The organism is Sphingobium xenophagum (assembly GCF_031457465.1).
GTDB classification, from domain to species: domain Bacteria; phylum Pseudomonadota; class Alphaproteobacteria; order Sphingomonadales; family Sphingomonadaceae; genus Sphingobium; species Sphingobium xenophagum_A.
This window is the reverse complement of sequence record NZ_JAVDWV010000010.1, coordinates 70,869-95,569: the sequence shown is the minus strand read 5'-3', so window position 1 is coordinate 95,569 and position 24,701 is coordinate 70,869. Positions and strand designations below refer to the sequence as shown.

The 24,701-nt window shown below is 64.2% G+C and carries 22 protein-coding genes; 16 read left to right on the top strand and 6 right to left on the bottom strand.

Features of this window, described 5'->3' with window-relative positions; genetic code table 11:
• Nucleotides 1-4 precede the first annotated feature (4 nt).
• Nucleotides 5-631 (top strand): glutathione S-transferase family protein, encoded by a 627-nt coding sequence (locus J2W40_RS11990; RefSeq protein WP_310225027.1) that lies wholly within the window; start codon nt 5-7, stop codon nt 629-631.
• Nucleotides 618-1,874: a M24 family metallopeptidase gene (locus J2W40_RS11985; protein ID WP_310225025.1), complete on the top strand. Its 1,257-nt coding sequence runs from the start codon at nt 618-620 to the stop codon at nt 1,872-1,874. The genes J2W40_RS11990 and J2W40_RS11985 overlap by 14 nt, the downstream gene beginning before the upstream one ends.
• Here J2W40_RS11985 and J2W40_RS11980 read toward each other — a convergent pair.
• Entirely contained in the window at nt 1,871-3,268 is a 1,398-nt protein-coding gene (locus tag J2W40_RS11980; protein ID WP_310225023.1) for a protein adenylyltransferase SelO family protein, read from the bottom strand. The two genes, J2W40_RS11985 and J2W40_RS11980, sit on opposite strands and share 4 nt — an antisense overlap.
• A gap of 37 nt (nt 3,269-3,305) precedes the next feature.
• Between J2W40_RS11980 and J2W40_RS11975 the strand changes: the two genes are divergently transcribed.
• The 5 genes from J2W40_RS11975 (at nt 3,306) to J2W40_RS11955 (ending at nt 7,819) form a co-directional block, all read left to right on the top strand.
• The gene (locus J2W40_RS11975) at nt 3,306-4,175 is read left to right on the top strand and encodes an alpha/beta fold hydrolase (RefSeq protein WP_310225022.1); all 870 of its coding nucleotides are present in this window, start codon (nt 3,306-3,308) and stop codon (nt 4,173-4,175) included.
• Nucleotides 4,168-5,313 (top strand): glycosyltransferase, encoded by a 1,146-nt coding sequence (locus J2W40_RS11970; protein ID WP_310225020.1) that lies wholly within the window; start codon nt 4,168-4,170, stop codon nt 5,311-5,313. Before J2W40_RS11975 ends, J2W40_RS11970 begins: the two co-directional genes overlap by 8 nt.
• A gap of 93 nt (nt 5,314-5,406) precedes the next feature.
• Nucleotides 5,407-6,810, top strand: coding sequence for an NAD(P)H-dependent flavin oxidoreductase (locus J2W40_RS11965; RefSeq protein ID WP_037477739.1), 1,404 nt, complete (start codon nt 5,407-5,409; stop codon nt 6,808-6,810).
• On the top strand, nt 6,810-7,022 hold the full coding sequence (locus tag J2W40_RS11960) for a DUF2093 domain-containing protein (protein ID WP_310225017.1): 213 nt from the start codon (nt 6,810-6,812) through the stop codon (nt 7,020-7,022). Before J2W40_RS11965 ends, J2W40_RS11960 begins: the two co-directional genes overlap by 1 nt.
• 416 nt (nt 7,023-7,438) lie before the next feature.
• Nucleotides 7,439-7,819 (top strand): VOC family protein, encoded by a 381-nt coding sequence (locus tag J2W40_RS11955; RefSeq protein WP_310225015.1) that lies wholly within the window; start codon nt 7,439-7,441, stop codon nt 7,817-7,819.
• Nucleotides 7,820-7,843: 24 nt separating this feature from the next.
• Here J2W40_RS11955 and astD read toward each other — a convergent pair whose 3' ends face one another.
• Nucleotides 7,844-9,250: a succinylglutamate-semialdehyde dehydrogenase gene (astD, locus tag J2W40_RS11950; protein ID WP_310225013.1), complete on the bottom strand. Its 1,407-nt coding sequence runs from the start codon at nt 9,248-9,250 to the stop codon at nt 7,844-7,846.
• Nucleotides 9,247-10,263, bottom strand: coding sequence for a 2-oxoadipate dioxygenase/decarboxylase family protein (locus J2W40_RS11945; protein WP_310225011.1), 1,017 nt, complete (start codon nt 10,261-10,263; stop codon nt 9,247-9,249). The genes astD and J2W40_RS11945 overlap by 4 nt, the downstream gene beginning before the upstream one ends.
• Nucleotides 10,264-10,350: 87 nt before the next feature.
• On the opposite strand from J2W40_RS11945, the gene gcvA reads away from it, so the two are divergent.
• Nucleotides 10,351-11,244, top strand: a complete 894-nt coding sequence (gene gcvA, locus J2W40_RS11940) for a transcriptional regulator GcvA (RefSeq protein WP_310225009.1) — start codon at nt 10,351-10,353, stop codon at nt 11,242-11,244.
• A gap of 145 nt (nt 11,245-11,389) precedes the next feature.
• Here gcvA and J2W40_RS11935 read toward each other — a convergent pair whose 3' ends face one another.
• The gene (locus J2W40_RS11935) at nt 11,390-12,412 is read right to left on the bottom strand and encodes an SPOR domain-containing protein (RefSeq protein WP_310225007.1); all 1,023 of its coding nucleotides are present in this window, start codon (nt 12,410-12,412) and stop codon (nt 11,390-11,392) included.
• Between the two features lie 201 nt (nt 12,413-12,613).
• Between J2W40_RS11935 and J2W40_RS11930 the strand changes: the two genes are divergently transcribed.
• The 4 genes from J2W40_RS11930 to J2W40_RS11915 all read left to right on the top strand — a co-directional run bounded on the left by J2W40_RS11930 (nt 12,614) and on the right by J2W40_RS11915 (nt 16,633).
• Nucleotides 12,614-13,333, top strand: a complete 720-nt coding sequence (locus J2W40_RS11930; RefSeq protein ID WP_310225005.1) for a ParA family protein — start codon at nt 12,614-12,616, stop codon at nt 13,331-13,333.
• Between the two features lie 14 nt (nt 13,334-13,347).
• A complete protein-coding gene (locus J2W40_RS11925; RefSeq protein ID WP_310225003.1) occupies nt 13,348-13,875 on the top strand; it encodes a hypothetical protein in 528 nt (175 codons plus the stop codon).
• Between the two features lie 14 nt (nt 13,876-13,889).
• Nucleotides 13,890-15,233, top strand: a complete 1,344-nt coding sequence (locus J2W40_RS11920) for an SPOR domain-containing protein (RefSeq protein WP_310225001.1) — start codon at nt 13,890-13,892, stop codon at nt 15,231-15,233.
• A gap of 368 nt (nt 15,234-15,601) precedes the next feature.
• The gene (locus J2W40_RS11915) at nt 15,602-16,633 is read left to right on the top strand and encodes an NADP-dependent oxidoreductase (protein ID WP_310224999.1); all 1,032 of its coding nucleotides are present in this window, start codon (nt 15,602-15,604) and stop codon (nt 16,631-16,633) included.
• Between the two features lie 186 nt (nt 16,634-16,819).
• Here J2W40_RS11915 and J2W40_RS11910 read toward each other — a convergent pair whose 3' ends face one another.
• On the bottom strand, nt 16,820-17,998 hold the full coding sequence (locus J2W40_RS11910) for an aromatic ring-hydroxylating oxygenase subunit alpha (RefSeq protein WP_310224997.1): 1,179 nt from the start codon (nt 17,996-17,998) through the stop codon (nt 16,820-16,822).
• Nucleotides 17,999-18,191: 193 nt separating this feature from the next.
• Here J2W40_RS11910 and J2W40_RS11905 point away from each other — a divergent pair, with 193 nt between their 5' ends.
• Together J2W40_RS11905 and J2W40_RS11900 are read left to right on the top strand one after the other, a co-directional pair.
• A complete protein-coding gene (locus tag J2W40_RS11905) occupies nt 18,192-18,959 on the top strand; it encodes an SDR family NAD(P)-dependent oxidoreductase (RefSeq protein WP_409050368.1) in 768 nt (255 codons plus the stop codon).
• A 90-nt stretch (nt 18,960-19,049) separates the two neighbouring features.
• The gene (locus J2W40_RS11900) at nt 19,050-20,468 is read left to right on the top strand and encodes an aromatic ring-hydroxylating oxygenase subunit alpha (protein ID WP_310224995.1); all 1,419 of its coding nucleotides are present in this window, start codon (nt 19,050-19,052) and stop codon (nt 20,466-20,468) included.
• A 135-nt stretch (nt 20,469-20,603) separates the two neighbouring features.
• Here J2W40_RS11900 and J2W40_RS11895 read toward each other — a convergent pair whose 3' ends face one another.
• Nucleotides 20,604-22,880: a TonB-dependent receptor gene (locus J2W40_RS11895; RefSeq protein ID WP_310224994.1), complete on the bottom strand. Its 2,277-nt coding sequence runs from the start codon at nt 22,878-22,880 to the stop codon at nt 20,604-20,606.
• Between the two features lie 211 nt (nt 22,881-23,091).
• On the opposite strand from J2W40_RS11895, the gene J2W40_RS11890 reads away from it, so the two are divergent.
• Nucleotides 23,092-24,162, top strand: coding sequence for a phosphotransferase (locus J2W40_RS11890; RefSeq protein ID WP_310224992.1), 1,071 nt, complete (start codon nt 23,092-23,094; stop codon nt 24,160-24,162).
• Nucleotides 24,162-24,689: a VOC family protein gene (locus tag J2W40_RS11885; protein ID WP_310225193.1), complete on the top strand. Its 528-nt coding sequence runs from the start codon at nt 24,162-24,164 to the stop codon at nt 24,687-24,689. The genes J2W40_RS11890 and J2W40_RS11885 overlap by 1 nt, the downstream gene beginning before the upstream one ends.
• Nucleotides 24,690-24,701 lie beyond the last annotated feature (12 nt).

Here is a 24,701-nt window from a genome sequence, read left to right as displayed (position 1 = left end):
CGTCATGACCATCATCGTCCATCACCTCAACAACAGCCGCTCGCAACGCATCCTGTGGATGCTGGAGGAACTGGGCGAGCCTTATGAGGTGCGCCGCTACGAACGCGACCGCAAGACCATGCGCGCGCCCGCGTCGCTGCGCGCCATTCATCCGCTCGGCCGGTCGCCGGTGGTGGAGGTGGATGGCCATCGCCTGATCGAAACCGGCGCGATCATGGACTATCTGGTCGGGCGCGCCGCCAATCGCTTCGGCCCGCCCACCGATGCGGACGGCGCGATCCGCTACCGCCAGTTTCTTCATTATGCCGAAGGATCGCTGATGCCGCCGCTGCTCGCGCTGCTCATCATCGGCAAGCTCGGCCTGCTGGGCCGCCCCGCGCGCCCCACGGTGCAGGGGATGCTGGACGATCATCTCGACTGGATCGAAGGCGAATTGGCGAGCCGCCCCTATTTTGCGGGCGATGCCTTTACGGCGGCCGACATGATGATGAGCTTTCCTCTGGAAGCCGCCTGCTCGCGCGGTGGCCTCAACGACAGCCGCCCCAATATTCTGCGCTGGCTCAGCGAGATGCACGCCCGTCCCGCCTATCAGGCCGCGTTGCAGGCCGGTGGCCCCTATGCTTACGCCTGACCGGCGCAGCCTGCTCGGCTATGCCGCCGCTGGCATAGCCGCCGCCGTCACCCCGCGCCTGTTCGCGCAGGAGCGGGCGACCGAGGCGCTGACTTCCTTGACCCAGGGCATCACGCCGATCGGCCGGGCCGAACGCGCCGATCGCCTGTCCCGCGCGCAGGCGATGATGCAGGCTCAGGGGATCGACGCGCTGCTGATCGAGCCGGGGGCGAGCCTCATCTACTATAGCGGCGTGCGCTGGTGGCGCAGCGAGCGGCTGACCGCGATGGTCATTCCGGCGTCCGGCACACCGCTCATCATCTGCCCCTTTTTCGAAAAACCCTCGATCGACGAATCGCTCGGCATCCCGGCGCAGGTGCGCGTCTGGCAGGAGCATGAAAGTCCGCACGCACTGGTTGCTGCCTTCCTGACGGAAAAGGGGCTGGCGAAGGGCCGTATCGGCATCGAGGAGACGGTGCGCTATTTCGCGGTCGATGGCCTCAAGGCGGCGCTGCCGCAGGCGCGGCTGACGACCGACCCTGTCACTCGCGCGCTGCGGATGCGCAAGACACCGGCCGAAATCGCGCTGATGCAGACCGCTGCTGACGTGACCATGGCCGCCTATCGCTGGACCTACCGCCAAGTGAAGGCAGGCATGACCCCGGCCGACATCGGCGCCCTGATGACTGCCGCGACCACGGCGCTGGGCGGCAAGACCGAGTTCAACCTCGTCCTATTGGGCGAGGCGGCGGCCTATCCGCATGGCTCCGGCAAGCCGCAGGCGGTGCGCGCTGGCGAGGTCGTGCTGATGGACTGCGGCTGCACCGTGGGCGATTATCAGTCTGACATCAGCCGCACCTTCGTTTACGGTGCCACGCCCACGGCCCAGCAGCGCACCGTCTGGAACGACGTGTCGCAGGGGCAGGCCATCGCCTTCGCCGCCGCTAAACTCGGCACGCCAGCCGGTTCGGTCGATGACGCCGTGCGGGCGCATTATGAAAGGCGCGGCTACGGCCCCGGCTATGCGCTTCCTGGCCTCTCGCATCGCACCGGCCATGGCATCGGCATGGAGGGGCATGAGCCGGTCAACCTGGTCCATGGCGAAACCACCAAGCTCGACATCGGCATGTGCTTCTCCAACGAACCGGGCCTGTACCTCCCCGGCACTATGGGCGTCCGAATGGAAGATTGCTTCCACATGACGGCGCAGGGGCCGGCGTGGTTCTCGAAGCCGCCGGTGTCGATCGAGGAACCCATCGGCTAGTCTTTTACAGGGCCTGCACCATGCGCGTCCCCGATGCGGCGGATCGCGGCGACCTTGGCATGGAGCGGCGCCCAATCGTCCTTTTCGGCGATGGCGGACCAGATCGCCTCGACTTCCTCAATGTGCATCGAGCAGGGTTGCGCGTCGGCCCAATAGGCGTGGTCCTTTGCGCCGGGCACCGCCTCGAAGCCACTGATGGCGGCGCGAAATTCGCCCCAGGCGGCGTCGCTATAATCGGTGCCGACCCGCGCCGTGCCGCCGCGCCAGTCGTGGAAGAAGCGGTCGATGGGGGTGGCGGTGGTAATCATGGCACGGACGGCGGACTGGATCATGGCGTCGCTGCCTTCGCCGGGGATGACGCCGAGGCGCCAGCAGAAGCGGCGCGCCATGGCCTGACCATAGAGGGCGGGGAAGCGCTCAAGCTGTGCGATCAGCGGTTCGGCCTCCACCAGCGCGCGGAGCGAGACGGCGAGTTGCGCGACGTCCCAGTGGATCGCTTCGGCCTGGCGGCCAAAGGCGTATAACCCCTGATGGTCGAAATAGGCGGCGGTGAAGCCTGCGTCCCACAAGGGGGTGAAACGCCACGGGCCATAGTCGAAACTCTCGCCGGTGACGTTGATATTGTCGCTGTTGAGGACGCCATGGACGAAGCCCGCGATCATATAGCTGGCAGCGAGATCGGCGGTGCGTTCGACCACGCGGCCAAGTAGTTGCGCGGGCGGATTGTCGCCGGGGGTTTCGCCATATAGCTGCGTCAGCGCATAGTCGGTCAGCCGCGTGAGCAGTTGCTGGTCTTCGTGGAAGGCGGCGCGCTGGAACGTGCCGATGCGGATATGCGAGTGGGACAGGCGCACCATCGCCGCGCCGCGCGTGGGCGAAGGTTCGTCGTTGCGCTCCAGCGCTTCGCCGGTTTCGATGATCGAGAAAGTGCGCGAGGTGGAGACGCCCAGCGCTTCCAGCATTTCGGTCGCCAAAATCTCGCGCACCCCGCCCTTGAGCGTCAACCGCCCGTCGCCCGACCGACTATGGGGCGTCCGCCCGGTGCCCTTGGTGCCAAGGTCCATCAGTCGGTCGGCCTCGTCGTGCATTTGCGCGAACAGGAAGCCGCGGCCATCGCCGATGTCGGGGTTGTAGTGGCGGAACTGGTGGCCGTGATAGCGCAGCGCCAGCGGGCGGGGGAGCGATCCGTCCAGCGGTTCAAAACGGCCGAAATGGGCGATCCATTGGTCGTCGGTCAGACCATCGAGGCCGACCGATGCGGAGGCCCGGTCATTACGGTAGCGCAGGATGGTCTGGGGGAAGTCCGCTGCTCCGACGGGATCGGCGATGTCGGGCATCAGCGTGTCGATTTGGCGCGCGGGGCGAAATTTGGCGGGTTGCGGCGTCTGGCTCATAAGGTGATATGGGGGTGGCAAGGCGGAAGGATCAAGTTTGAGCGTGTATAACGACGGATATTGGTGGTCCCCCGATGGCCTGCGGCTGCATTATCGCGATTATGCCGGGGGCGGCGATGGACGGCCGCCCTTGCTCTGTTTGCCAGGGTTAACCCGCAATGCGCGCGATTTCGAGCCGCTTGCCGCGCGGCTGGCGGGCGAATGGCGGCTCATCTGTCCCGACATGCGCGGGCGCGCCGAAAGCGCCTATGCCAAGGACGCGATGACCTATGTGCCGCTGACCTATATGCAGGATATCAGCCGATTGCTCGCCGACCTCGCCATCACCCGGTTCGTGGCGGTGGGCACCTCTCTGGGCGGCATCATCACCATGTTGATGGCCGCGACCCATCGCGAATGGCTGGCGGGCGCGCTGCTCAACGATGTCGGGCCAGCGCTGGAGGAAGAAGGGCTGGTACGCATCCGCACCTATGTCGGCGTCAACCAGTCGCATCCGACCTGGGTCCATGCCGCGCGCGCGCTGGCGGACGCCAATGGCGATGTCTATCCGGGCTATGACCTGCAAGCCTGGCTGGCGATGGCCAAGCGGCTCTATCGGCTCAACAGCGGCGGGCGGATAGTGCTGGATTATGACATGAAGGTCGCCGAGCCGATCCGCGCCATGGGCACCGAGGCGGGGGTGGATATGTGGCCGGTGATGAAGGCTTTTTCCGGTCTGCCGACGCTGTTGCTGCGCGGCGAGCGGTCGGATCTGCTGGGCGAGGCGACGGCCCAGCGAATGGCGGCGGAGATCGGGCCGGGCGCGGAATTGGTCACCGTGCCGGGCGTCGGCCATGCGCCGGTGCTGGACGAGCCGGAGAGCATCGCGGCGATCGACCGGCTGCTGGCGCGGGTGCTGCATGGCTGACAGCCCCGATCGAACACGCCCGCACATCCTGCATGTCCATGGCAGTTTCAATCTGGGCGGCAAGGAGGCGCGCGCCGTCCAATTGATGAACATTTGGGGCGACAAGGCGCGGCACAGTATCGTCAGCGCCGATCCCGAAGCGATGGGCGCACGGGCGGCGATCGACCCCGGCGTTGCGGTCGATTACCCCGATGGGCCATCCTTTGCGGGCAAGCCGGGGCTGGCGCGCTACAGGGTCATTACTGCTTTTCTCAAGCGGTTCGACCTGATCCTCACCTATAATTGGGGGTCGATGGATGCGGTGATGGCGCATCGGCTGGCCAGGACGTCGGCGGGCCTGCCGCCGCTGATCCACCATGAAGACGGCTTCAACGCGGACGAGGCCGTGCGCCTCAAGACCAAGCGCAACCTGTTCCGCCGCCTCGCGCTGCAGCGGGCGCAAGGGATGGTGGTGCCCTCGGTGCGGTTGGAGACGATCGCGCGCACGGTTTGGAAACAGCCCGCGCCTAAGGTGCATCTGATCCGCAACGGCATTGATGTCGCACGCTATGCGCCGCCGCCGGAGCCGGACGCGATCCCCGGTCTGCGTCGGTCGCCGGGCAAATTGCTGGTGGGAACGCTGGCTGGGTTGCGGCCGGTCAAGAACATCCCCCGGCTGGTGCGCGCCGTCGCCGCGCATAAGGACCGGCTGCAACTGGTGGTGGTGGGCGAAGGCCCGGAGCGTGACGCGATCCTGGCCGAAGCGGCGCGGCAGGGAATGGGTGACATCCACATGGCGGGCTTCATGGACCGGCCCTGGCGCTTTGTCGGGCTGTTCGACATTTTCGCTTTGTCGTCGGACAGCGAGCAATTCCCGATCTCGCTGGTGGAGGCGATGGCGGCGGGCGTGCCGGTCGCGTCGATGGATGTGGGCGACGTGGCCAATATGGTCGCGACCGCGAACCAGCCCTATGTCGTGGCCGACGAAGCCGGGCTGGCCGATGCACTGGGCGCGCTGGCGGCGGATGCCGATCTGCGCGCCACCCTTGGGGCGGCCAATCGCGAGCGGGCAACCCGCGACTATGCCGAAAAAACAATGGTTGCGGCCTATGGTGCATTATATGGAGAGGCTCTGGCCAGCCCCCGGATTTTGCTTTAAGGGCCGCGCCTATTCGTCAGGAGCCGTCAGGGCTGTGTTGGGATCGCATATTCCCGGTCGACCGGCCGGGCCTTTTTGTCGCAGGAGATTTTGGTGTTCAAGGGGTTGAAGCCTATCGTCTATGGTGGCCGCGAAGTCTGGCCGCTGGTCGAAGGCGGCAAGGGCGTTGCGGTGTCCAACCATGCGAGTTCCGGTGCCTGGGCGGCGGCTGGCGGCATCGGCACGGTGTCCGCCGTCAATGCCGACAGCTATGACAGTTTCGGCAATGTCATCCCCCAAATCTACCATGGCCGCACCCGCCGCGACCGCCATGAGGAACTGGTCGCCTATGCGATCGACGGCGCGGTCGAGCAGGTCAAGCGCGCCTATGAGATTGCCGATGGCCGCGGCGCGATCAACATCAATGTGTTGTGGGAAATGGGCGGGGCGCAGCGCATCCTGCATGGCGTGCTGGAAAAGACCAAGGGGATGGTCGCGGGCGTGACCTGCGGTGCGGGCATGCCCTATAAGCTGTCCGAAATCGCCGCGTCCTATGGCGTGAGCTATCTGCCGATCGTGTCGTCCGGCCGCGCGTTCCGCGCGCTGTGGAAGCGGTCATACTCCAAGGCGTCGGAATGGCTGGCGGCGGTGGTTTATGAAGATCCCTGGCTGGCGGGTGGGCATAATGGCCTGTCCAACGCCGAAGACCCCAAAGTGCCGCAAGACCCCTATCCCCGCGTCAAGGCGCTGCGCGATACGATGCGCGAGGGTGGCATTTCGGACGAGGTGCCGATCGTGATGGCCGGCGGCGTGTGGGCGCTCAAGGACTGGAACGACTGGATCGACAATCCCGAATTGGGGACGATCGCTTTCCAGTTTGGCACGCGCCCGCTGCTGACCCAGGAAAGCCCGATCCCGCAGGATTGGAAGGATCTCCTGACTCAGCTGAACCCCGGCGACATATTGCTGCACAAATTCTCGCCGACCGGCTTTTACAGTTCAGCGGTACGCAACCCATTCCTGCGCGAGTTGGAAGCCCGGTCGGAACGGCAAATCCCGTTCAGCACCGAACAGGCGGGCGACCATACCCATCAGTTGGACGTGGGCGTGAAGGGCAAGAATTTCTGGGTGACGCTGGGCGACCTTAATCGCGCGCGCGAATGGGTGGGGCAGGGCTTTACCGCCGCGCTCAAGACGCCAGACAATACGCTGGTGTTCGTCGGCGACACGGAAAAGTCGATGATCCGCAAAGATCAGACCGACTGCATGGGGTGCCTGAGCCATTGCTCCTTCTCGTCCTGGATGGACAGCGAGACCAATTCGACCGGGCGGCTGGCCGATCCGCGCAGCTTCTGCATTCAAAAAGCGCTGCAGGAAGCGGTGCATGGCGGCGACCTGGACAAGAATCTCGTCTTCGCCGGCCATGGCGCCTATAAGTTCAAGCAGGACCCCTTCTACTCCAATGGCTTCGTGCCGACCGTCAAGCAGTTGGTCGACCGTATCCTGACCGGCGATTGATGGCGGATATTCAGGGCCTGGCCGTGCTGCGTTACGACACGCCGCATTTCGACGTCGAACGGCCGGGCCAGTTCGTGGTCTGTGCCGTGTCGGGCGCGCGGATCGACCTGGACGAGCTGAAATATTGGAGCGCGGAGTTTCAGGAAGCCTATCGCGGCCCGGAGGAAGCGACTCGCGCTTTCCTGAAACATCGTTGGCCGGAATTCCGGTAGGTTTCCGCAGGCTGTTGGGTGCGGCCGGATGGGACCGCTACCAAATGGCGTCAAGAGGGGTGGAACGTTGGTTCACCCCGCCGATAGGGCGGCTGGCCGCAACTTTCCTGTTCCGATACAGTAAAAACTGATGTAATCTTTCCTCAGAGGCGACGCAGAGCGCCCGGCAAGTGGAAGGATGTGTTTCGATGTCTCGTATTGACGTCTTTGGTGATCGTATCTGTATCGTGTCCAGCCTGCTCATCATGGGCTGGTTCCTCTACAACACGATCTTCTGATCCGGCGGATCACCGCTTAATCGGTCACGTCCTGTTACCGATGCAGCGCGCCTGTGTCTGCCTGCCCTTTCGGGTAAGTCGGATCGAGAGCGTCGCGCGCCTATATAGTGTCAAACGCGCAATATGTCAGGAGACACAATGTTCAGCCACATCATGGTCGGTGCCAATGATATCGAGGTATCGAAAGCCTTTTACGATGCGACGATGGCAGCCCTGGGGGCAAAGCCCGGTTTTTTCGATGATAAGGGCCGAGTCATCTACATGCATGACGGCGCGTTGCTGATGCTGACTAAGCCGATCGACGGTGCCCCGGCCTGTGGAGCCAATGGCGGCACGATCGGTTTCACCATGGCCTCGCCCGAACAGACCGACGCCTGGCATGCAGCGGGCGTCGCGGCGGGTGGCACCGCCTGTGAAGATCCGCCGGGCGTGCGCGAAGGGGGCTTTGGCAAACTCTATCTCGCCTATCTGCGCGATCCCACCGGCAATAAATTATGCGGGCTGCACCGCGTCGGCTGATCGCGCCCGTGGTGTAGTGGCGGTTCAGGACAGGCCGGTGACTGGCACGGCCTGCACTGCCTCCGCCTCGAAACTGGCGATGGGATAGGCGCAATAATCGGCGGCATAATAGGCGCTGGGCCGGTGATTGCCCGATGCGCCGAGGCCGCCAAAGGGCATATTGCCGGCAGCACCGGTCGTCGGGCGGTTTCGGTTGAGGACGCCCGCCCGGCTTTCCTCCACCATCCGCTGCCATAGCTGGTCATCCTGCGCGATCAGACCCGCCGACAGGCCGAAACTGGTCGCGTTGGCAGCGGTAATGGCGGCGTCGAAATCGGGCACGCGCACGATCGACAGGACGGGTGCGAAAATCTCCGCATCGGGCGTATCCACGCCGGTCACGTCGAGCAAGGCGGGCGTGACGAAGGCGGCGCTGCGGCCATCGACCCCGCCGAAGGGACGGATGACCCGTGCGCCACGCGCGATCAGGTCGCTGACCGCGCGATGGGCACCGGCAGCGGCGGCGTCCGACACCAGCGGTCCCATGAAAGCGTCGCTTGCTTCGTTCCAGGCGGCGATAGGCAAGCGTGCGGCCATGGCATCGACCGCCTCGACGATCGCGTCGCCGGTCGCCCCTTCGGGCACGATCAGGCGGCGGGCGCAGGAGCAGCGCTGGCCCGTGGTGATGAAAGCGGAATTAACGATGATCGAGGCGGCGGCCTCCGGGCTGTCCCAGGCGATCAGCGGATTATTGCCGCCCAGTTCCAGCGCCATGATGACATGGAGCCGATCAACCAGCGCGCGGCGCAGGGCCGCGCCAGCGCCCGCCGATCCGGTAAAGAGCAGCCCGTCAATGTCGCCCGCGACCAACGCCTCGCCGGTGGCGCGCCCGCCCTGAACGACGGTCAGCAAGCCGTCCGGCAGACCCGCTGCGGTCCAGGCATCGGCCATCGCCGCGCCGGTGGCGGGCGTGATTTCCGATGGCTTGAACACGATGGCATTGCCCGCGATCAGGGCGGGGACGATATGGCCGTTGGGCAGATGGCCGGGGAAATTATAGGGGCCAAGCACCGCCATCACGCCATGGCCGCGATGGCGCAGCACCGCGCGACCGAAGGGCATGGTGGCGGCACGCTCGCCGGTGCGTTCGGCATGCGCGGCGATCGAGACATCGACCTTGGCGATCATCGATCCCACTTCGGCGTCGCTTTCCCACAACAGCTTGCCGGTTTCGCGCGAGATGAGTTCAGCCAGCGCAGCGCGCCGTTCGGCCAGAATGGCGGCATAGCGGCGCACCACGGCGATGCGATCCTCCACCGGCAGGGCGCGCCAAGCGGGCAGCGCGGCGCGGGCGGTGGCGATCGCGCGATGGCAGGCGGCGGCGTCGGCGACCGGGCCTTCCCAGACGAGCGCGCGGGAGGCGGGATCGAAGGATTGCAACATGGCGGTCATGCTCCTGCGCGCGTCATGGCGAAAATGCCGGTAGCGTTGCCGGTGTCGAAGGCGAGGTCGAGTTGACCTGTCGCCGGGTCGATGTCGCGGCTGATGAATTCGAAGAAGGAGCCGGGAACGCCGCGGACCTGCCCATCGGCAAAGCGACGTTCGACGCTGTCGGCGCGCAAGGCGGTCTGGCGCACGCGGCCGGTGGCGGAAATTTCCAGCCGGTCCTTGATCGGATGATCCTCCGCCCGCAGCCGGTCGGCAAGAGCAGCGACATCGGCGACCCGGTCGGTGGCGTGGTTGAAGGCATTGCCCTCGGTCGCGATCCAGGCGGCTTCGTTGGAGCGGGACAGCAGCAATTGATAGTCGGCAAAATCGGGCGCGTCATGCTGACGGTCGAAGGCCGAGAGGATGGTGGGCAGGGCGGCCAGTGCGTCGGCGAAGGACACGGTCCTGCCCGCCCCATAATCGTCCAGCACTGCCATCGCCTGCGCATCGAGTGGGTCGCGCGAAGTGCCGAACACGCGCGCGGCGGCGGCGGCGAATTCGGCATCGAAGCGATCGACATGCAGTTCGGACAGGAAGAATTGCGGGATGGCGTCGGGATGGTCGGCATGGGTATAGGCGCGGCCGGTCATCTTGAGCCGGTCGAGCGGATAGACAGTGGCCATGCGATAGCCCAGTGGCAAGAAGATGCGGGTGAAGGCGTCCTCGCCACCGGGCAGCGCGCCGTTGGGGCCTTCGGGCAGGCGGATAGTGCGCAGCGCGCCATGGTCGAAACTGATCCGGCCGCCCTGCGCCAGCGTGTCGGCGACATAGGCGGTGCCGCTCGGCACCCGGCGCAACAGATTGTCGAACAGCGAAACGTTCATAGCCATTGCGAAGGCAGCGCGCGACACGGTGGGGCCGCGCTCGGCCAGCAGGGCAGGGGCGATATGCAGCGCGTCGAGCGCCTTTTGGCCGTCCATATCACCCAGCACGGCTTTGGTCAGGACGGCGATGACAGGCATATTCTCATTTGACATGGATAGGTTCCCGGTGACAGGTGCAGTATCGCAGGATAGGATGGGTTATGCAAACGGGGAGCTTTCATCAGTTGATGCGATTTTGGAATGAGTGAAAGCCGCAAATGGCTGCCGCCGATGACCGCGCTCGCCAGTTTCGAGGCGGCGGCGCGGCATGAGAGCTTCTCGCGCGCAGGCGACGAGATCGGCCTGACGCAGAGCGCGGTCAGTCGGCAGATCGCCTTGCTGGAGGATTTGATCCAGCGACCGCTATTCGACCGGATTGGACGGCGGGTGCGGCTCAATGAAGCGGGGCGCGCCTATGCCGTACAACTCGCGCCCGCGCTCGACGCCATCCGCCGCGCGACCCGCGCGGCGGCGCAGCGGCGGGCGGGATCGGCCTTGCGGATCGCGACGCTGCCCAGTTTCGGGATGCGCTGGCTCGCGCCGCGCCTGCCGCATCTGAGCGCCCGCCATCCGCAACTGGTAGTGGATTTCGCGGCGCGCTCGGAACCGTTCGATTTTGCGCAGGAGGATTTCGACGCCGCGATCCATTTCGGCCTGCCGCAGGAGTGGCCCGGCGTTACGATGGATTTCCTGTTTCGCGAGGATGTCGTGCCGGTGTGCGCGCCGGGCTGGCTGGCGGCGCATCCGTTGCGCGCGCCCGTCGACCTGCTGGGCGCGCCGCTGCTCAGCCAAAGTTCGCGGCGCGATGCCTGGCCGCGCTGGTTCGCGGCGGCGGGGGTGGATGCGGACGCGCTGCAACCTGGCCCGACATTCGAACATTTCCTGATGCTGGCGCAGGCCGCCGCCGCGGGGGCCGGGGTGGCGCTGATCCCCCGCTTCCTGATCCAGCCGGAACTGGAAGCAGGCACGCTAGTCATACCCTTTGCCCGCCCCTTGTCGAGCGAGCGGGCCTATTATCTGGCCTATCCCGCCGATGCGCTGGCCAACCCCGCCGTCGCGCAGTTTCGGGCGTGGATGCTGGCGCAGGTCGAGTGAGGCGCGAGGTTATAGCAACGTGTGAAGATGATGACCCATGGATGCTGTTCCCCGGCGAAGGCCGGGGTCCAGTTCCACGCTTTGGACTGGACCCCGGCCTTCGCCGGGGAACAGGAGCTACAGCTTCCACCAACGCCGGATGGCCTTACATCTTCTTGGGCATGCAGTCCGCGCCGGCGGCCTTGATCTTCGCGCAAAGGTTCGCGGCGTCGCTGCTGCTGGCGACCGGACCGGCCTGGAGCCGGGTGACGGTGCCGGCCTTGACCAGATAGGGCTGATAGGCGGACAGGCCGCTGACCTTGCCGGTCATCTGGGTCCAGAGCGCGCGGGCGCGGCCTTCCTCGCCAAAGGCACCCAACTGCACCCGCCAACCGCCCGATGCCGGCGCTGGTGCCGTTGGTTGCGGCGCTGGTTTTGCCGCCGCGATTTGCGGGGCTGGCTTTGGCGTGGGGCGTGGTGCTGGCGGCGCGGCAACCGGCGTGGACGGTTGATTGATGGTGGACGGCGGCAGGTCCGTTGTCCGCACCGTCGAGGCGGCGGGCCGCACCGGCACCGGGGTCGGTTTTGCAGGAGCGGGGCTTGCGGCGGCGAACGCATCGGTCTTTTCCGACTTTTCCAGACTGGCGGCCAGCGCCAAACCCTGTTTGCGTTGATCCTCCGGGATATATTTGTCCATCTCGGTCAGGCTGGTCGTTGCCTGGGGCAGACCCGATGCCGACGCGCGGGTCATCAGGGCATAGGCGCGCACCCAGTCCTTGCCGATCAGGTCGCCGTTGAAGAGGGTGGTACCCACGATATATTGCGCGCGCGGTTCGCCGCGCATCGACGCGCGCTGAAGATAGGGCATGGCGTTCGCACGATCGCCCTGCTGGAACATCAGCAGGCCCAGATTATCCTCGGCGCGCAAATGGCCCTGGGCGCTGGCCTTGCGATACCAGTCGAGCGCGACCGTAAGGTCGGGCTGCACGCCGCGACCCAGCTTATAGGCCTGGCCCATGTTGAATTGCGCATCGGGATCGCCCGCGAGCGCCAGCGGCCGCCACTCACCGATCGCCTTGGCATAGTCGCCCTGCTGCCAGGCATCGACGCCTGTCTTGACGTCGGCCATCACCGGCGCGGCCAGCCCCATAAGGGCACCAAGCGCCATGCTTTTCCAAAGATACGTCATAGTCCCATGCTCCTGCGCGAACAGCTTTGCGGCGGTGATGCGCAAACAAGGTTAAATTCACGTTAGCACAAGATGTCGGCCATCGGTGCCAGCTTAGATATCGTCCCCCTTGGCGCAAGCAAAACAGGGTATCGGTTAACCAATTTTTAGGCGCAGTTGTGGCAATCCCGACCGGAACTGGATTTTCTGGGGGGATATTCGTTGCGGATTTTGGCATTGGCGTCGCAGAAAGGCGGATCGGGTAAGACCACCTTGTCGGGTCATCTGGCCGTGCAGGCGCAGATGGCAGGCGCTGGTCCCGTCGTGCTGATCGACATTGATCCGCAAGGTTCGCTCGCCGACTGGTGGAACGAACGGGAGGCTGAATTTCCTGCCTTCGCCCAGACCACGGTTGCCCGGCTGGCCGCAGACCTGGAGACATTGCGCCAGCAAGGGTTCAAGCTGGCGGTTATCGACACGCCGCCCGCCATCACCATGGCGATCCAGAGCGTGATTTCCGTCGCCGAGCTGATTGTGGTGCCGACCCGGCCCAGCCCGCATGACTTGCGCGCCGTGGGGGCCACTGTCGATCTGTGCGAGCGGGCGGGTAAGCCGCTGCTCTTTGTCGTCAATGCCGCGACGCCCAGGGCGCGCATCACATCCGAAGCTGCCGTTGCCCTGTCGCAGCATGGCACGGTCGCGCCGGTGACGTTGCACCACCGTACCGACTTTGCCGCGTCGATGATCGACGGCCGCACGGTGATGGAGGTCGACCCCAAGGGGCGCTCCGCCGCCGAGGTTGTCCAGCTCTGGTCCTATGTATCGGATCGGCTGGAAAAGAATTTCCGTCGCACGGTCTTTTCCGTGCCCCAGGGCAGCGTCGGCACCGTCGCGGCTCGCCCGACCGGCGGGGGCTTCGGCCGCCGCGTGATCGGCCAGTAAGGGAGGAAGGCGTCATGGCCGAACCCAAGCCGCTCGCCTCGCTGACGTCGGGCCTGCTCGCGCGCAAGGGTGCCGCGCAACCCGCGATGCGCCGCCCGATGATGGGCTTTGGCCGCACCGTCGGCAATGCGGTGCCGCAGGATGATTTGGGCTGGAACGATATGGGCTTCGATGTGGAGCCGGTACCGAGCCCGGTCGAGGAACCGCCGGTCGCGATCGGCCTGACGCCGATGACGACGCCCGTGGCTGTGCCGCCGGTTGTGCTGGCCCGCGAGGAATTGGCCGAGCGGATCAAAGTCGCGCCCGCGCCGCGCAAGAAAGCCGCGCCGACACCGGCACCCGCACTGGCACCGGGTCGCAAGGCCGCCTTCACGCTGCGGCTAGAGGCTGAACGCCATTTGAAACTGCGCCTTGCCTGCGCCGTCACAGGACGGTCGGCGCAACAGATTGTTACGCAGGCGCTCGATGACTTCATCGACACGTTGCCGGAAATCGACCGGCTGACTCAGCAGCTGCCGCAGATGCGCGGCGACATGGCATGAAAGTGGGTAGGCATATGAAGCGCACGACATTCGGCAAGGCGGCGATCGCATCGCTGCTCGTCGCCACCACGATGGTTGGCTGTACCGGGGCGGCATTCCGTCCCTCGGCCTCAGTCGGTTTGCCCAAGGGCGATCCCGCCAAGCAGGCGGCTATCGCGGAAAAGGCGCTGGCATCACGCGACGCGACCAAGGCGATTGCCGCCGCCGAAGCCGCCGTGCAACTCGCGCCCGACAATGGCGCCTATCGCCAGCTTTTGGGCCGCGCCTATGTGCAAGCCGGGCGCTTTGCCTCGGCGCAAGCGGCGCTGAGCGATGCGATGACGCTGGGCAATGGCGATGTCGGCACGATCGTCAGCCTGGCGCTGGTGCAGGTGGCGCAGGGGCGTTCCGATGATGCGCGCAGCCTGCTTGTGGCCCATGCCGAGCGCGTGCCAGCGGGCGACTATGGCCTTGCGATGGCGATGGCGGGCGATCCGCAGGAGGGCGTGCGGGTTCTGTCGCAGGCTATTCATGACCCGGCGGCAACCGCGCGCACGCGCCAGAATCTGGCCTATGCCTATGCGCTGGCCGGGCGCTGGAAGGATGCGCGGATGGTCGCGGGCATGGATATGGAACCGCTCGCCGCGAACAAGCGGATTTCCGACTGGGCGCAGATCGCCGAACCATCGCTGGCGCCGATGCGCGTCGCGGCGCTGATGGGCGTGACGATTGATCCCAATGATAGGGGGCAGCCGGTGGCGCTGGCTTTGTCGTCGCCGTCCGCTGCTGCTGCGCCGGTCGAGATGGCGCAAGCCGATCCGATGCCGGTCGTCGAGACCCCGGCCCCCGTGCAGGTGGCCGTGTCTGCGCCAGCACCCGTGGCCGAGGCCGCGCCGGTCATCAAGGCTGACCCCAAGCCGGTGCGCGTCGCCGCGCGCGACTTCATCATCGAGGATCGTTCGGGCAAGCCGGTTGCAGCGCCCAAGCCCGCAGTCAAGGCGCAGCCCGCCGCCGTCGCGCCTGCCGCGCGGATGCAGCAGGTGGCCTTCATCAAGCCGGTCGCGAGCGGCGCGAGCAACTGGGTGGTGCAATTGGGTGCCTATGACAGTGCGGGAATCGCCAAGGAAAAATGGATGCAGATGGCGGGCGGCAACGCCATGCTGTCGGCCTTTCCCGTGCTGACCAGCCAGGCGACCGTCAATGGCAAGATATTCCACCGCCTCGCGATCAGCGGCTTTGCCAGCCGAGCCGACGCCATGAGCGCCTGCCGCATCGTTCAGTCGCGCCGCGGCCAGTGCTTCGTGCGCGAAGCCGCGCCGGGCGCAACGCCCCAGCGCTGGGCCGTCGCCAGTAAAGGACGCCAATACGCTTCGCGCTGATCTCCCCCCTCTCATGGCGCGATTCCCTAGAGCGTGCGGAGCCATCCGGCTTCGCGCGCTTTCTTTTTCATGGCGTTTGCAATTTCGGCATGGGACGGTGCGGGGTCGATCAAAATCCTCCCCTGTAAGGTTAAACAGAGGCACGTGACTCTGTTGAAGGGGACCGCCCGCGTAGCGGGTGGTGGAGGGGTGTCACCCTCACGATAGGGCGACACCCCTCCGTCTGGCTACGCCAGCCACCTCCCCTGCCAGGGGAGGATTTCTTCTCAGCAGGGAAGCTGTGCATTTCGTCAGTGTCGCCTTTGAACGGGTAAGGGCATAGCCGGGTCAAAGACGCGCCCAACGCGCGCCCAAGCTGGAGAACTGCCTTGCTGAACCGCCAGATCGTCCTTGCCTCGCGCCCGCATGGCGTGCCCGTGCCGGAGAATTTTCGCCTTGTCGAAGGGCAAGTGCGCGAACTGGAAGAGGGAGAAATCCTGATCCAGAACGAAGTGTTCGCCATTGATCCGGCGGTGCGCGGGATGCTGGACGATCGCGACGACAGCTATCTGCCCGCGACGCCGATCGGCGGCATCATCCCGACCATGGTGCTGGGCCGGGTGATACAGTCGCGCAATCCGGGCTTCAAGGAGGGCGATTATGGCCGGGGCTTTGTCGGGTGGGAGGAATATTCGATCCTGAACCCCGGCAATTTCGCGATCGAAAATGTCCATGTCGACCCCAGCGTGCCGCTGACCGCTTATATGGGCGCGCTCGGCTGGTCGGGCATCACCGCCTATGTCGGATTGAAGCGGATCGGCGAGATGCAGGCGGGCGACACCGTCGTCATGAGCGCGGCGGCAGGAGCGGTCGGCAGCGTGGGGTGCCAGGTCGCCAAATTATCGGGCTGCCGGTCGGTCGGCATCGTCGGGTCGAAGGACAAGGCGGATCTGGTCACCGGCACCTTCGGCATCGACGCGGCGATCGACTATCGCGCCGAGCCGGACCTGGATGCTGCGATCAAGGCGGCCTGCCCGGACGGGGCGAACGTCTATTTCGACAATGTGGGCGGGCTGATCCTCGACACGATGCTGCCCAACATGGCGGCGTTCGGGCGGATCGTGACCTGCGGCATGATGGCCAATTATAATAATCATGACGAACCCTATCCCATCCGCAACCTGTGGCAGGTGCTGGTCAACCGGGTGACGATGCGCGGGTTCCTGGCCTATGAGCATCTCGACATGCTGGAAGAGGCCGAGGCGCAATTGGGCGAATGGATTCGGTCCGGCGCGCTGATCGCGCAGGAGAATGTCACCACCGGCATCGAAAATGCGCCGAGCGCCTTCATCAACCTGATGTCGGGCGTGACCACGGGCAAGACGGTGGTGCGGTTGAATGAGGGTGTGACGACGCTGTAGGGGCGGAAGCGCAAGGCCCGTTCGGACTTACCTCAAGTCCGTTCGGGCTGAGCTTGTCGAAGCCCTGCACTTCTCTTCAAGAAGAAGGCCCCCCTTCGACTGCCTGCCAAGGCAGGCGCTCAGGACAGGCTTCGACAGGCTCAGGGCGAACGGGGAGGGGATGCTGTCCTACCGCTCCCCGCCGCCTCACAATTCCGGCGGGCTTTCTTCCGGGTCGGCGCGCTGGAGATAGTCGACATAGTTGTGGAAATATTGGTTGCCGCGCTCGTTGCGGCCGAAGATGACCGATTTTATCGCGCCTGATTCCAGCCCCTTCTGCACTTGCAGGCCGACGCCATAATCCTCGTCGTTCACGACATCGCGCAGCCAGTCCATCATGCCTTCGATTGCGGCTGCGTCGGCGTCGTCCTTGGGCGGTTCACGGCGGATGAACATCAGGTTGGTGATGTTGCTGCCGGGCGTGTCGCCGGGGATGAGCTGAGCGACCTGGGTGATTTCGGGCGCGAAGAAGATGGAGATATTGGGGAAGATGGTGCGGACGAAGTCATAGCCTTCATTCTCATGCTCGCCCCAGTCAGCGCGCGGGATCGCGCCCAGCGCTTCCTTGATCCGCACCTGGGGATAGCCCACGCGCATATGCGGGCCGAAGGCGGTGAAGTGCATGATGTTGCTGAAGGTGCGCGGATGGATGGTGGTCGGGTGCGCCGCGGCGAAATGATAGCCCTCCAGATAGCCATCATAGGCGATCTTCCAATTGGGACCATAGATGCGGCGTGACCCGCAATAATGCCAGTCGCCAAGGCCATAGGCATTCAGATCATCGAGCATCCCGCCCAGATGCGCCGCAATGTCGAACTCCAGCCCCGGCGTCAGGCAGACCCAGATGATCCCGCCCGCTTCGGCCACGGGCAAGGCGGTGAGGTTGCGTTCCTCCTTGCAGATGGGGCCGAATTTCTGCGGTTCGGCGACGCCGATCAGCTTGCCGTCATTGCTGTAGGTCCAGGCATGATAGGGGCAGGAAAAGCGCTTGGCATTGCCATGGCCTTCGGGCTTCAGGATCATGCCGCGATGGGTGCAGACATTGAGCATCGCCGCGACCGTGCCGTCGCTCTTGCGGGTGATGAGGACGGGTTTGCCGAGCAGTTCCATCGCCTTGTAATCACCCGGATTGGGCATTTCGGCGGTCAGCGCGGCGAGCAGCGGGAGCTTCATGAAGATTTCCGCCTTCTCCCGCTCGAAATAGGCGGGGTCGGTATAGACGGCGGCGGGCACTTCCATCGTGTCGGTGGCGCTGTGGGTGGTGCCCGTCTCGACATATTCGAGCATCTTTTCGGCTTCCTGGCCGATAACGTCATGATAGCCCATTGCAAACCCTCTCTCATGGCATAGCCGATTGGCTTTGACGTGCAGCATAGCGCGTGCGCCGTCCTGCCGGAACTCGGTAAGGTGATAGGTAGGGCGGCCCGGCGCGGCGGGGACTCTGACTAGCGCTAGTTGCACGGTACGCCATAATGGCCAGTCTGCGCCCCAAACAGTTCGACAAGAGGATAGCTGGCGCATGATGATCGACCTTAACGGCAAAGTGGCATTGGTGACCGGGGCGGCATCCGCCAATGGCTTGGGCTTTGCAGCCGCGCTCAAGATGGCGGGCCAGGGGGCGAGCCTGTTCCTGACCGACCTGGATGGCGCGGCGGTTGATGCGCGGGCTGCGGAATTGCGGGCGCAGGGTTTTTCAGCGCAGGCGATGGCGCAGGACGTGACCGACGAAGCGGTCTGGACCAAGGTGATCGAGGCGGTGATTGCGGCCTTCGGCAAGATCGACATATTGGTCAATAATGCCGGCATCGCCGTGCTGCGGCCGATGAGCGAGATGACCTCGGCGGACTGGCACAAGCAGATTTCGGTCAATCTCGACAGCGTGTATCTCGGCACCAAGGTCGCCGTCGATCAGATGCGGGCGCAGGGGCATGGCGGGTCGATCGTCAACCTGTCTTCGATCGCAGGCCTGGTGGGGGTGCAGGGCACCGCCGCCTATGCCGCCAGCAAGGGTGGCGTGCGGCTATTTTCCAAGTCGGTCGCGCTGGAGACCGCGCGTGACAATATCCGCGTGAACACGGTGCATCCCGGCATGATCTGGACCGACATGCAGCAGGTGGCGATCGCCGATAATAAGGAGATATTCGACCAGATCGTCGCCACGATCCCGATGGGCCGCATGGGCGAACCCGCCGATATCGGCTCCATGGTCGCGTTCCTGGCGTCGGACGATGCGCGCTACATCACCGGATGCGAATTTGTCGTCGATGGGGGGATGGTCGCGCAGTGATCGCGTCGCTATATTTGAACAAGCGACCAAGGATTCGGCGCGCCGCCTGTGTGGCGCAGCCGGGCGGGCGAGAATTTAGGAGAGAGAGTGATGGCTGAAAGCGATCCCCGGATCAAAGGCGCGCCGCTGCCGCGCTGCCCCGGTACGAGCGTCCGCGACCTGATGCTGGCGGATACCAATCCGGTTCCCGAATTTCTTTACACCGACGAATATGAAAATCTGGGGTCGGAACCGATCCCGGCCAGCCGCTATACCAGCCCTGAATTTTTCGAGCTGGAAAAGCAGAAGATGTGGCCGCGCACCTGGCAGTTTGCGGCGCGGGAAGAGGAATTGCCGGAGCCGGGCGATCATGTCGTCTATGAGAATGTGGGCAAATCCTTCCTGCTGATCCGGCAGGAGGATGGTTCGGTTCGGGCCTTCGCCAATGTCTGCCTGCATCGTGGGCGCAAGCTCAAGACCGGCGATGGCTGGTCGGCCGAACTGCAATGCCCCTTCCATGGCTTTACCTGGAATAATGACGGGTCGATCAAGCAGATTCCGTGCCGCTGGGACTTCTCGCATCTGAAAGACGAGGAGATGTCCCTGCCGGAAATCAGCGTCGGCCGCTGGGCTGGCTATATCTTCATTCGTGAGGCCGCAGACGGGCCGACGCTCGACGAGTTTCTCGCGCCCATGCCGGAGCATTTTAAGCGCTGGCGGCAGGAGGAATGTGCGACGGCCATGTGGGTGGGCAAGGTCGTGCCTGCCAACTGGAAGGTGGTGATGGAGGCTTTCATGGAAAGCTGGCACACCGTCGTCACTCATCCGCAATTGCTGCCGTTCACCGGCGACGCCAATTCGATGTACAATATCTATGGCGACTATGTGAACCTGACGGTGACGCCGTTCGGCACCATGTCGCCCCATGTTGATCCGACCGACAAGGCGGAGCAGTGGATCGTCGACGAGTTCGTCAAATATAATGGCCGGTCGTCCGACAATTATGAGGATAAGGAAGCGGCGGCGGGCGGCTATAATGTCAAGGTGCCAGAGGGCGTCACGGCGCGCGCGGCCCTGGGCGCATCGCTGCGGGAAACCACCACCGCCATGTTCGGCCATGATGTCAGCTTTGCATCCGACGCGGAGATGATGGATGCGCTGCTTTATAATGTCTTTCCCAATTTCAGCCCCTGGGCCGGGTTCCAGCCCAATATCGTCTATCGCTGGCGGCCCTGGCACGATGTCGACCATTGTCTGATGGAAGTGCGTGTCCTGACCCGCGTTCCACCGGGTCAGGAGCATCCCAAGGCACCGCCGATGAAATTCCTGTCGGTCGACCAGAAATGGACCGAAGCGCCGGAACTGGGCATTTTGGGCGATGTGTTCGAGCAGGATATGGAAAATCTGCCGCACGTGCAGACGGGCCTGAAAGCCTCGCTGAACGACAAGGTGCAACTGGCCAATTATCAGGAAATCCAGATCCGTCAGTTCCAGAATACGATCATGAAATATATCAACGGCGATCTGTAACTCCCGATTGATCGGATGATGGGGCGTCGGGGCTATGGCTCCGACGCCCTTTTTTGTGCCTGAGGGCGGAGCGGCTACCAAAAGAAAGGCCGGGGATTGCGCCCCGGCCTTTGGCTTTTCAGACTGTGACAGGGATCAGAATTTGACGCCCAGCGTCGCGCCATAGGTGCGGGGTTCGCGGGCGGTGCCGAAGGACCACAGACCGCCCACCGTGAAGCCGTGGGTCGGGCCACGGTCATTGGCAAGGTTACGGCCAAAGACGGTCAGGCGGGCTTCGGTGCCACCCAGCGCAAATTTGGTCGTCAGGCTGGCATCGACCAGCCCCTGCTTGTCCGTCCGCACACGCGGGTCATTGCCATTGACGATGATCGGCCCGTTGGTCAGGTCGCCCGATAGCGGCCCAAGCGAGATCTGCTGGTCATAAGCGCCGATATAACGATAGCTCAAATTCGCGATGACTTCGCCAAAGCCGGTCGGAATGGTATAGTCGGCGGCCAGCGACGCGGTCATGTTCGGATTATAGATAAGGTCGTTGCGCGAATAGTCATAGGGAACGACCGCACCCGATACAGGCGAGAGGCCGCCGACGATGAAGCCCTTGAACTTGGAGTCGAGCAAGCCCATCGACCCCGTGATGGTAAGCTGCGTCGTGGGACGGGCGGTGAAGTCAAATTCCAGCCCCTTGATCTTCGCGGAACCGACGTTCGACGTGATCGTCTCGTTGCCGGTGGCGCAGGATGGGCAGCTCAACGTGTTGTTCTGGTGCAGATCCTTGTAGCTGGAATAGAAGGCCGCGACGTTGAATTGCAGCTTGCGGTCGAACAGGTCGAACTTGCCGCCGACTTCGAAGCTATCGACGACTTCGGGCTGATAGGCGATGCCGGCGCTGGCGGCCGTTCCGGCGCGGGGCGAGAAGCCGCCCGACCGATAGCCTTGCGACCAGCTACCATAGAACATCATGTCGCTGTTCGGGCGGAAATCGACACCGACCTTGGGCGTGAACTTCTTGAACGTGTCCGTGCCCCGACCGATTTCGATGCCGCCGAAACTATTGTCGAGCGACTTTTTGTCGCGGGTGAAGCGGCCGCCGAAGGACAGGCGCCATTGGTCGGCAAAGGCCCAGTTGAAATCGCCGAACGCGGCGATCGACTTCGTCTTTCCGTTGACCACCTGCGGATTGGTATCGAAAATCAGCGGATCGACGTCGGGCGCGAAGCCGAATACGCGGCTATACTGCGCCAGTTCATATTTGGAGCTGAAGTAGAACAGGCCGACGACATAGTCGAAACTGTCACTTAGCTTGCCCGCAGCCCGGATTTCCTGGCTCCATTGCTCATATTGCTGCTGGCGGCGGACATAATAGAGATCGGTCGAGGAACCGTCGAAATCCTGCGTCTGATTCTCGCGCGAATCGCGCCAGCCAGTGACGGAGGTGAGTTTGATGTCGCCAAGATCATAGTTCATTTCCAGCGTGGCGGCGGGCGCGGAATAGTTGGTGACGTTGGCTTGACCAAAGACGGTGTAGAGATCGCCGCGATTGTTCCGGTTACACTCGATCGCCGGGATCAGGCCGCAAAAGGCTTCGCCGGTCTGGGTCAGGTTGGATACGACCGGGTCCGACTTCTGAACCTGTTTTTCCAGCGTGAACAGGGCATCAAAGCCGCTGCCCTGCGGCGCGAACAGGAGCGAGCCGCCGAAATTCTCGTTATTGCTAAAGCCACGCCGTTCGCCGGTCTGCGCCTGGCGATACCAGCCATCGGTCTCGCTGTGGAAATAGAAGAATTTGGCCCCGACGCTGCCGTCGTTGGACAGCGGCACGTTGACGACCGCACGGGTCGCGAGCGAATCGAACTTGCCGTAGGAGACTTCCATCTTGGCACCGAACTCGCCGGTCGGGCGGGTGCGGCGGATGTTGATGACGCCGCCGATCGTGTTGCGGCCGAACAATGTGCCCTGCGGACCGCGCAGCACTTCGATCTGCTCAATGTCGAAAAAGTCGAAAAACTGCCCGGTGCTGGTGCCAATGAACACGCCATCGACCACGACGCCGACGGTCGGCTCCTGCGATTTTTCAACGTCGGCATAGGTGAGGCCGCGGATCGCGAGATTGGCGGCGGCGGCACCCGCATTCTGGTTAGTGATGAGCAGGTTCGGCGCAGCGCCGGTCAGGTCGCCGATATTCACCGCAGCTTTGTTTTCCAACATGGCGGCATTGACGGCGGTGATCGCGACCGGCGTATCCTGCAAACTTTCGTTGCGGCGGCGGGCGGTGACGATGATGGCATTGGGGTCGGCCTGCTGGGCGTCGGCCTGGGGCTGGGCGGTCTGGTCCTGCGCGGTGGCGGGCATGGCCCATAGCAGCGTGCTGCCAAGTGCCAGCATGACTGGACGGACCAAAAGATTCCTTTGCATATACTCTCCCCTATAGTGCGTTCTTTACGGCGCTTGACGAATGGCCTGCTTGGTGCGGCTTCGTTTCATTGTTCGGGATGCGCTATTTCCCGTGGCTTGCTAACTGCGATTTTCGAGAGGTGGGTGCGCACCTGAAACAAAGGACAGGGGACAAGCCCTGCCCGACGCCCCATGGCGTAATGGGACAGCCAGCGCAGGAGAGGATGAAGCCGTGAGTGAGGACCGGCAGGAGCGATTCGGAGGGACCGGCGCGGTGCGCGCGGGGCATGGGTTCGACGTCGCGGCGCTTGATGCGTGGATGCACGCGCATGTCGCTGGCTATGCCGGGCCATTGTCGGTCGAGCAATTCAAGGGCGGTCAGTCCAACCCCACCTATCGGCTGCTGACGCCGACCCGCGCCTATGTGCTGCGGCGCAAGCCCCCCGGCGCGCTGCTGCCCGGCGCCCATGCGGTGGAGCGAGAATATCGGGTGCTGGCGGCGCTGGGGCAGGCGGGCTTCCCGGTCGCGCCGGTCCATGGCCTGTGCGAAGATGCCGGAGTCATCGGCACGCCCTTCTATGTCATGGACATGGTGGAGGGGCGCATCTTCTGGGATTCGACCCTGCCTGCGCTGACCCCGCAGGAACGGCCTGCCTATTTCGACGCGATGAATGCGGCGATCGCGCAGTTGCACGGGATCGACCCTCAGGCGATCGGCTTGGGCGACTATGGCAAGCCGGGCAGCTATTTCGCGCGGCAGATTGCGCGCTGGTCGCGGCAATATCGCGACGATCAAGCGGCGGGGCGGAACGAGGATATGGACTGGCTGGCCGACTGGCTGCCGGGCCAGATTCCGGCAGGCGACGAGACGACCATCGTCCATGGCGATTTCCGCGCCGATAATATGATCTGGCATCCCACGGAACCGCGCATCCTGGCGGTGCTGGACTGGGAGCTGTCGACGCTCGGCCATCCGCTGGCGGATTTCACCTATCATCTGATGATGTATCACCTGCCGCCGCATATCATCGGCGGGTTCAAGGGCGCTGATCTGGCCGCGCTGAACATTCCGTCGCAGGCGGACTATGTCGCGGCCTATTGCGCGCGGACCGGGCGGGACGGGATCGACAATCTGCCCTTCTACCTCGCCTTCAACATGTTTCGGTTCGCGGCGATCATCCATGGCATCAAGGGGCGGATGGCGCGGGGCACCGCATCGTCGCCCGAAGCGCAGTCGCTGGTCGATACGCTGCCCGAACTGGCGGCGATCGGGCGGCGGACGGCGCAGGGACAAGGCCGTTGATGAACCGGCTGGCGATCCGGCAACTGGCCTATTTCGTGCCGGACGTGCGCCTTGCCGCATTGGCGCATCATCGGCTCCATGGGTCCGGCCCCTATTTTATCGCCGATCATATTCCGCTGCGGCGCTGCGTGCATCGCGGGGTGGAGCGGCCGCTCGACCATAGCTCCGCCTATGGCCAGTGGGGCGATATCATGATCGAATTCGTCCAGCAAAATGGGGATGGGCCATCCGCCTTTCGCGACATGTTCGCGCAGCCCGGCGCGCAGGGGCTGCACCATGTCGCGCTGTTCGTCGATGATGTGGATGTAGCGATCAAGGACTTCGCGGCGGCGGGCCATGACCTCGCCTGCCGCGCGGAGATGAATGACAGTTTCGTCTTCGCCTTTGTCGATACGGTCGCAACGCAGGGGCATATGACCGAACTCTATGCGCCGGTGCCGCAACTGACGGATTTTTACGCCATGGTGGCGCGGGCCGCGCAGGATTTCGACGGGACCGACCCGCTGCGCCCGATCCAGTTCAACTGATCCTAGAGGATA

Coding starts and splice junctions, on each gene's coding strand:
- astD (WP_310225013.1), bottom strand. CDS start 9,250: ATGACCGCCATGTTGCAATCCTTCGATCCCGCCTCCCGCGCGCTCGTC.
- J2W40_RS11980 (WP_310225023.1), bottom strand. CDS start 3,268: ATGAGCCAGACGCCGCAACCCGCCAAATTTCGCCCCGCGCGCCAAATC.
- J2W40_RS11985 (WP_310225025.1), top strand. CDS start 618: ATGCTTACGCCTGACCGGCGCAGCCTGCTCGGCTATGCCGCCGCTGGC.
- J2W40_RS11990 (WP_310225027.1), top strand. CDS start 5: ATGACCATCATCGTCCATCACCTCAACAACAGCCGCTCGCAACGCATC.
- J2W40_RS11920 (WP_310225001.1), top strand. CDS start 13,890: ATGAAGCGCACGACATTCGGCAAGGCGGCGATCGCATCGCTGCTCGTC.
- J2W40_RS11900 (WP_310224995.1), top strand. CDS start 19,050: ATGGCTGAAAGCGATCCCCGGATCAAAGGCGCGCCGCTGCCGCGCTGC.
- J2W40_RS11885 (WP_310225193.1), top strand. CDS start 24,162: ATGAACCGGCTGGCGATCCGGCAACTGGCCTATTTCGTGCCGGACGTG.
- J2W40_RS11955 (WP_310225015.1), top strand. CDS start 7,439: ATGTTCAGCCACATCATGGTCGGTGCCAATGATATCGAGGTATCGAAA.
- J2W40_RS11895 (WP_310224994.1), bottom strand. CDS start 22,880: ATGCAAAGGAATCTTTTGGTCCGTCCAGTCATGCTGGCACTTGGCAGC.
- J2W40_RS11945 (WP_310225011.1), bottom strand. CDS start 10,263: ATGTCAAATGAGAATATGCCTGTCATCGCCGTCCTGACCAAAGCCGTG.
- J2W40_RS11910 (WP_310224997.1), bottom strand. CDS start 17,998: ATGGGCTATCATGACGTTATCGGCCAGGAAGCCGAAAAGATGCTCGAA.
- J2W40_RS11960 (WP_310225017.1), top strand. CDS start 6,810: ATGGCGGATATTCAGGGCCTGGCCGTGCTGCGTTACGACACGCCGCAT.
- gcvA (WP_310225009.1), top strand. CDS start 10,351: ATGAGTGAAAGCCGCAAATGGCTGCCGCCGATGACCGCGCTCGCCAGT.
- J2W40_RS11925 (WP_310225003.1), top strand. CDS start 13,348: ATGGCCGAACCCAAGCCGCTCGCCTCGCTGACGTCGGGCCTGCTCGCG.
- J2W40_RS11905 (WP_409050368.1), top strand. CDS start 18,192: ATGATGATCGACCTTAACGGCAAAGTGGCATTGGTGACCGGGGCGGCA.
- J2W40_RS11970 (WP_310225020.1), top strand. CDS start 4,168: ATGGCTGACAGCCCCGATCGAACACGCCCGCACATCCTGCATGTCCAT.
- J2W40_RS11935 (WP_310225007.1), bottom strand. CDS start 12,412: ATGACGTATCTTTGGAAAAGCATGGCGCTTGGTGCCCTTATGGGGCTG.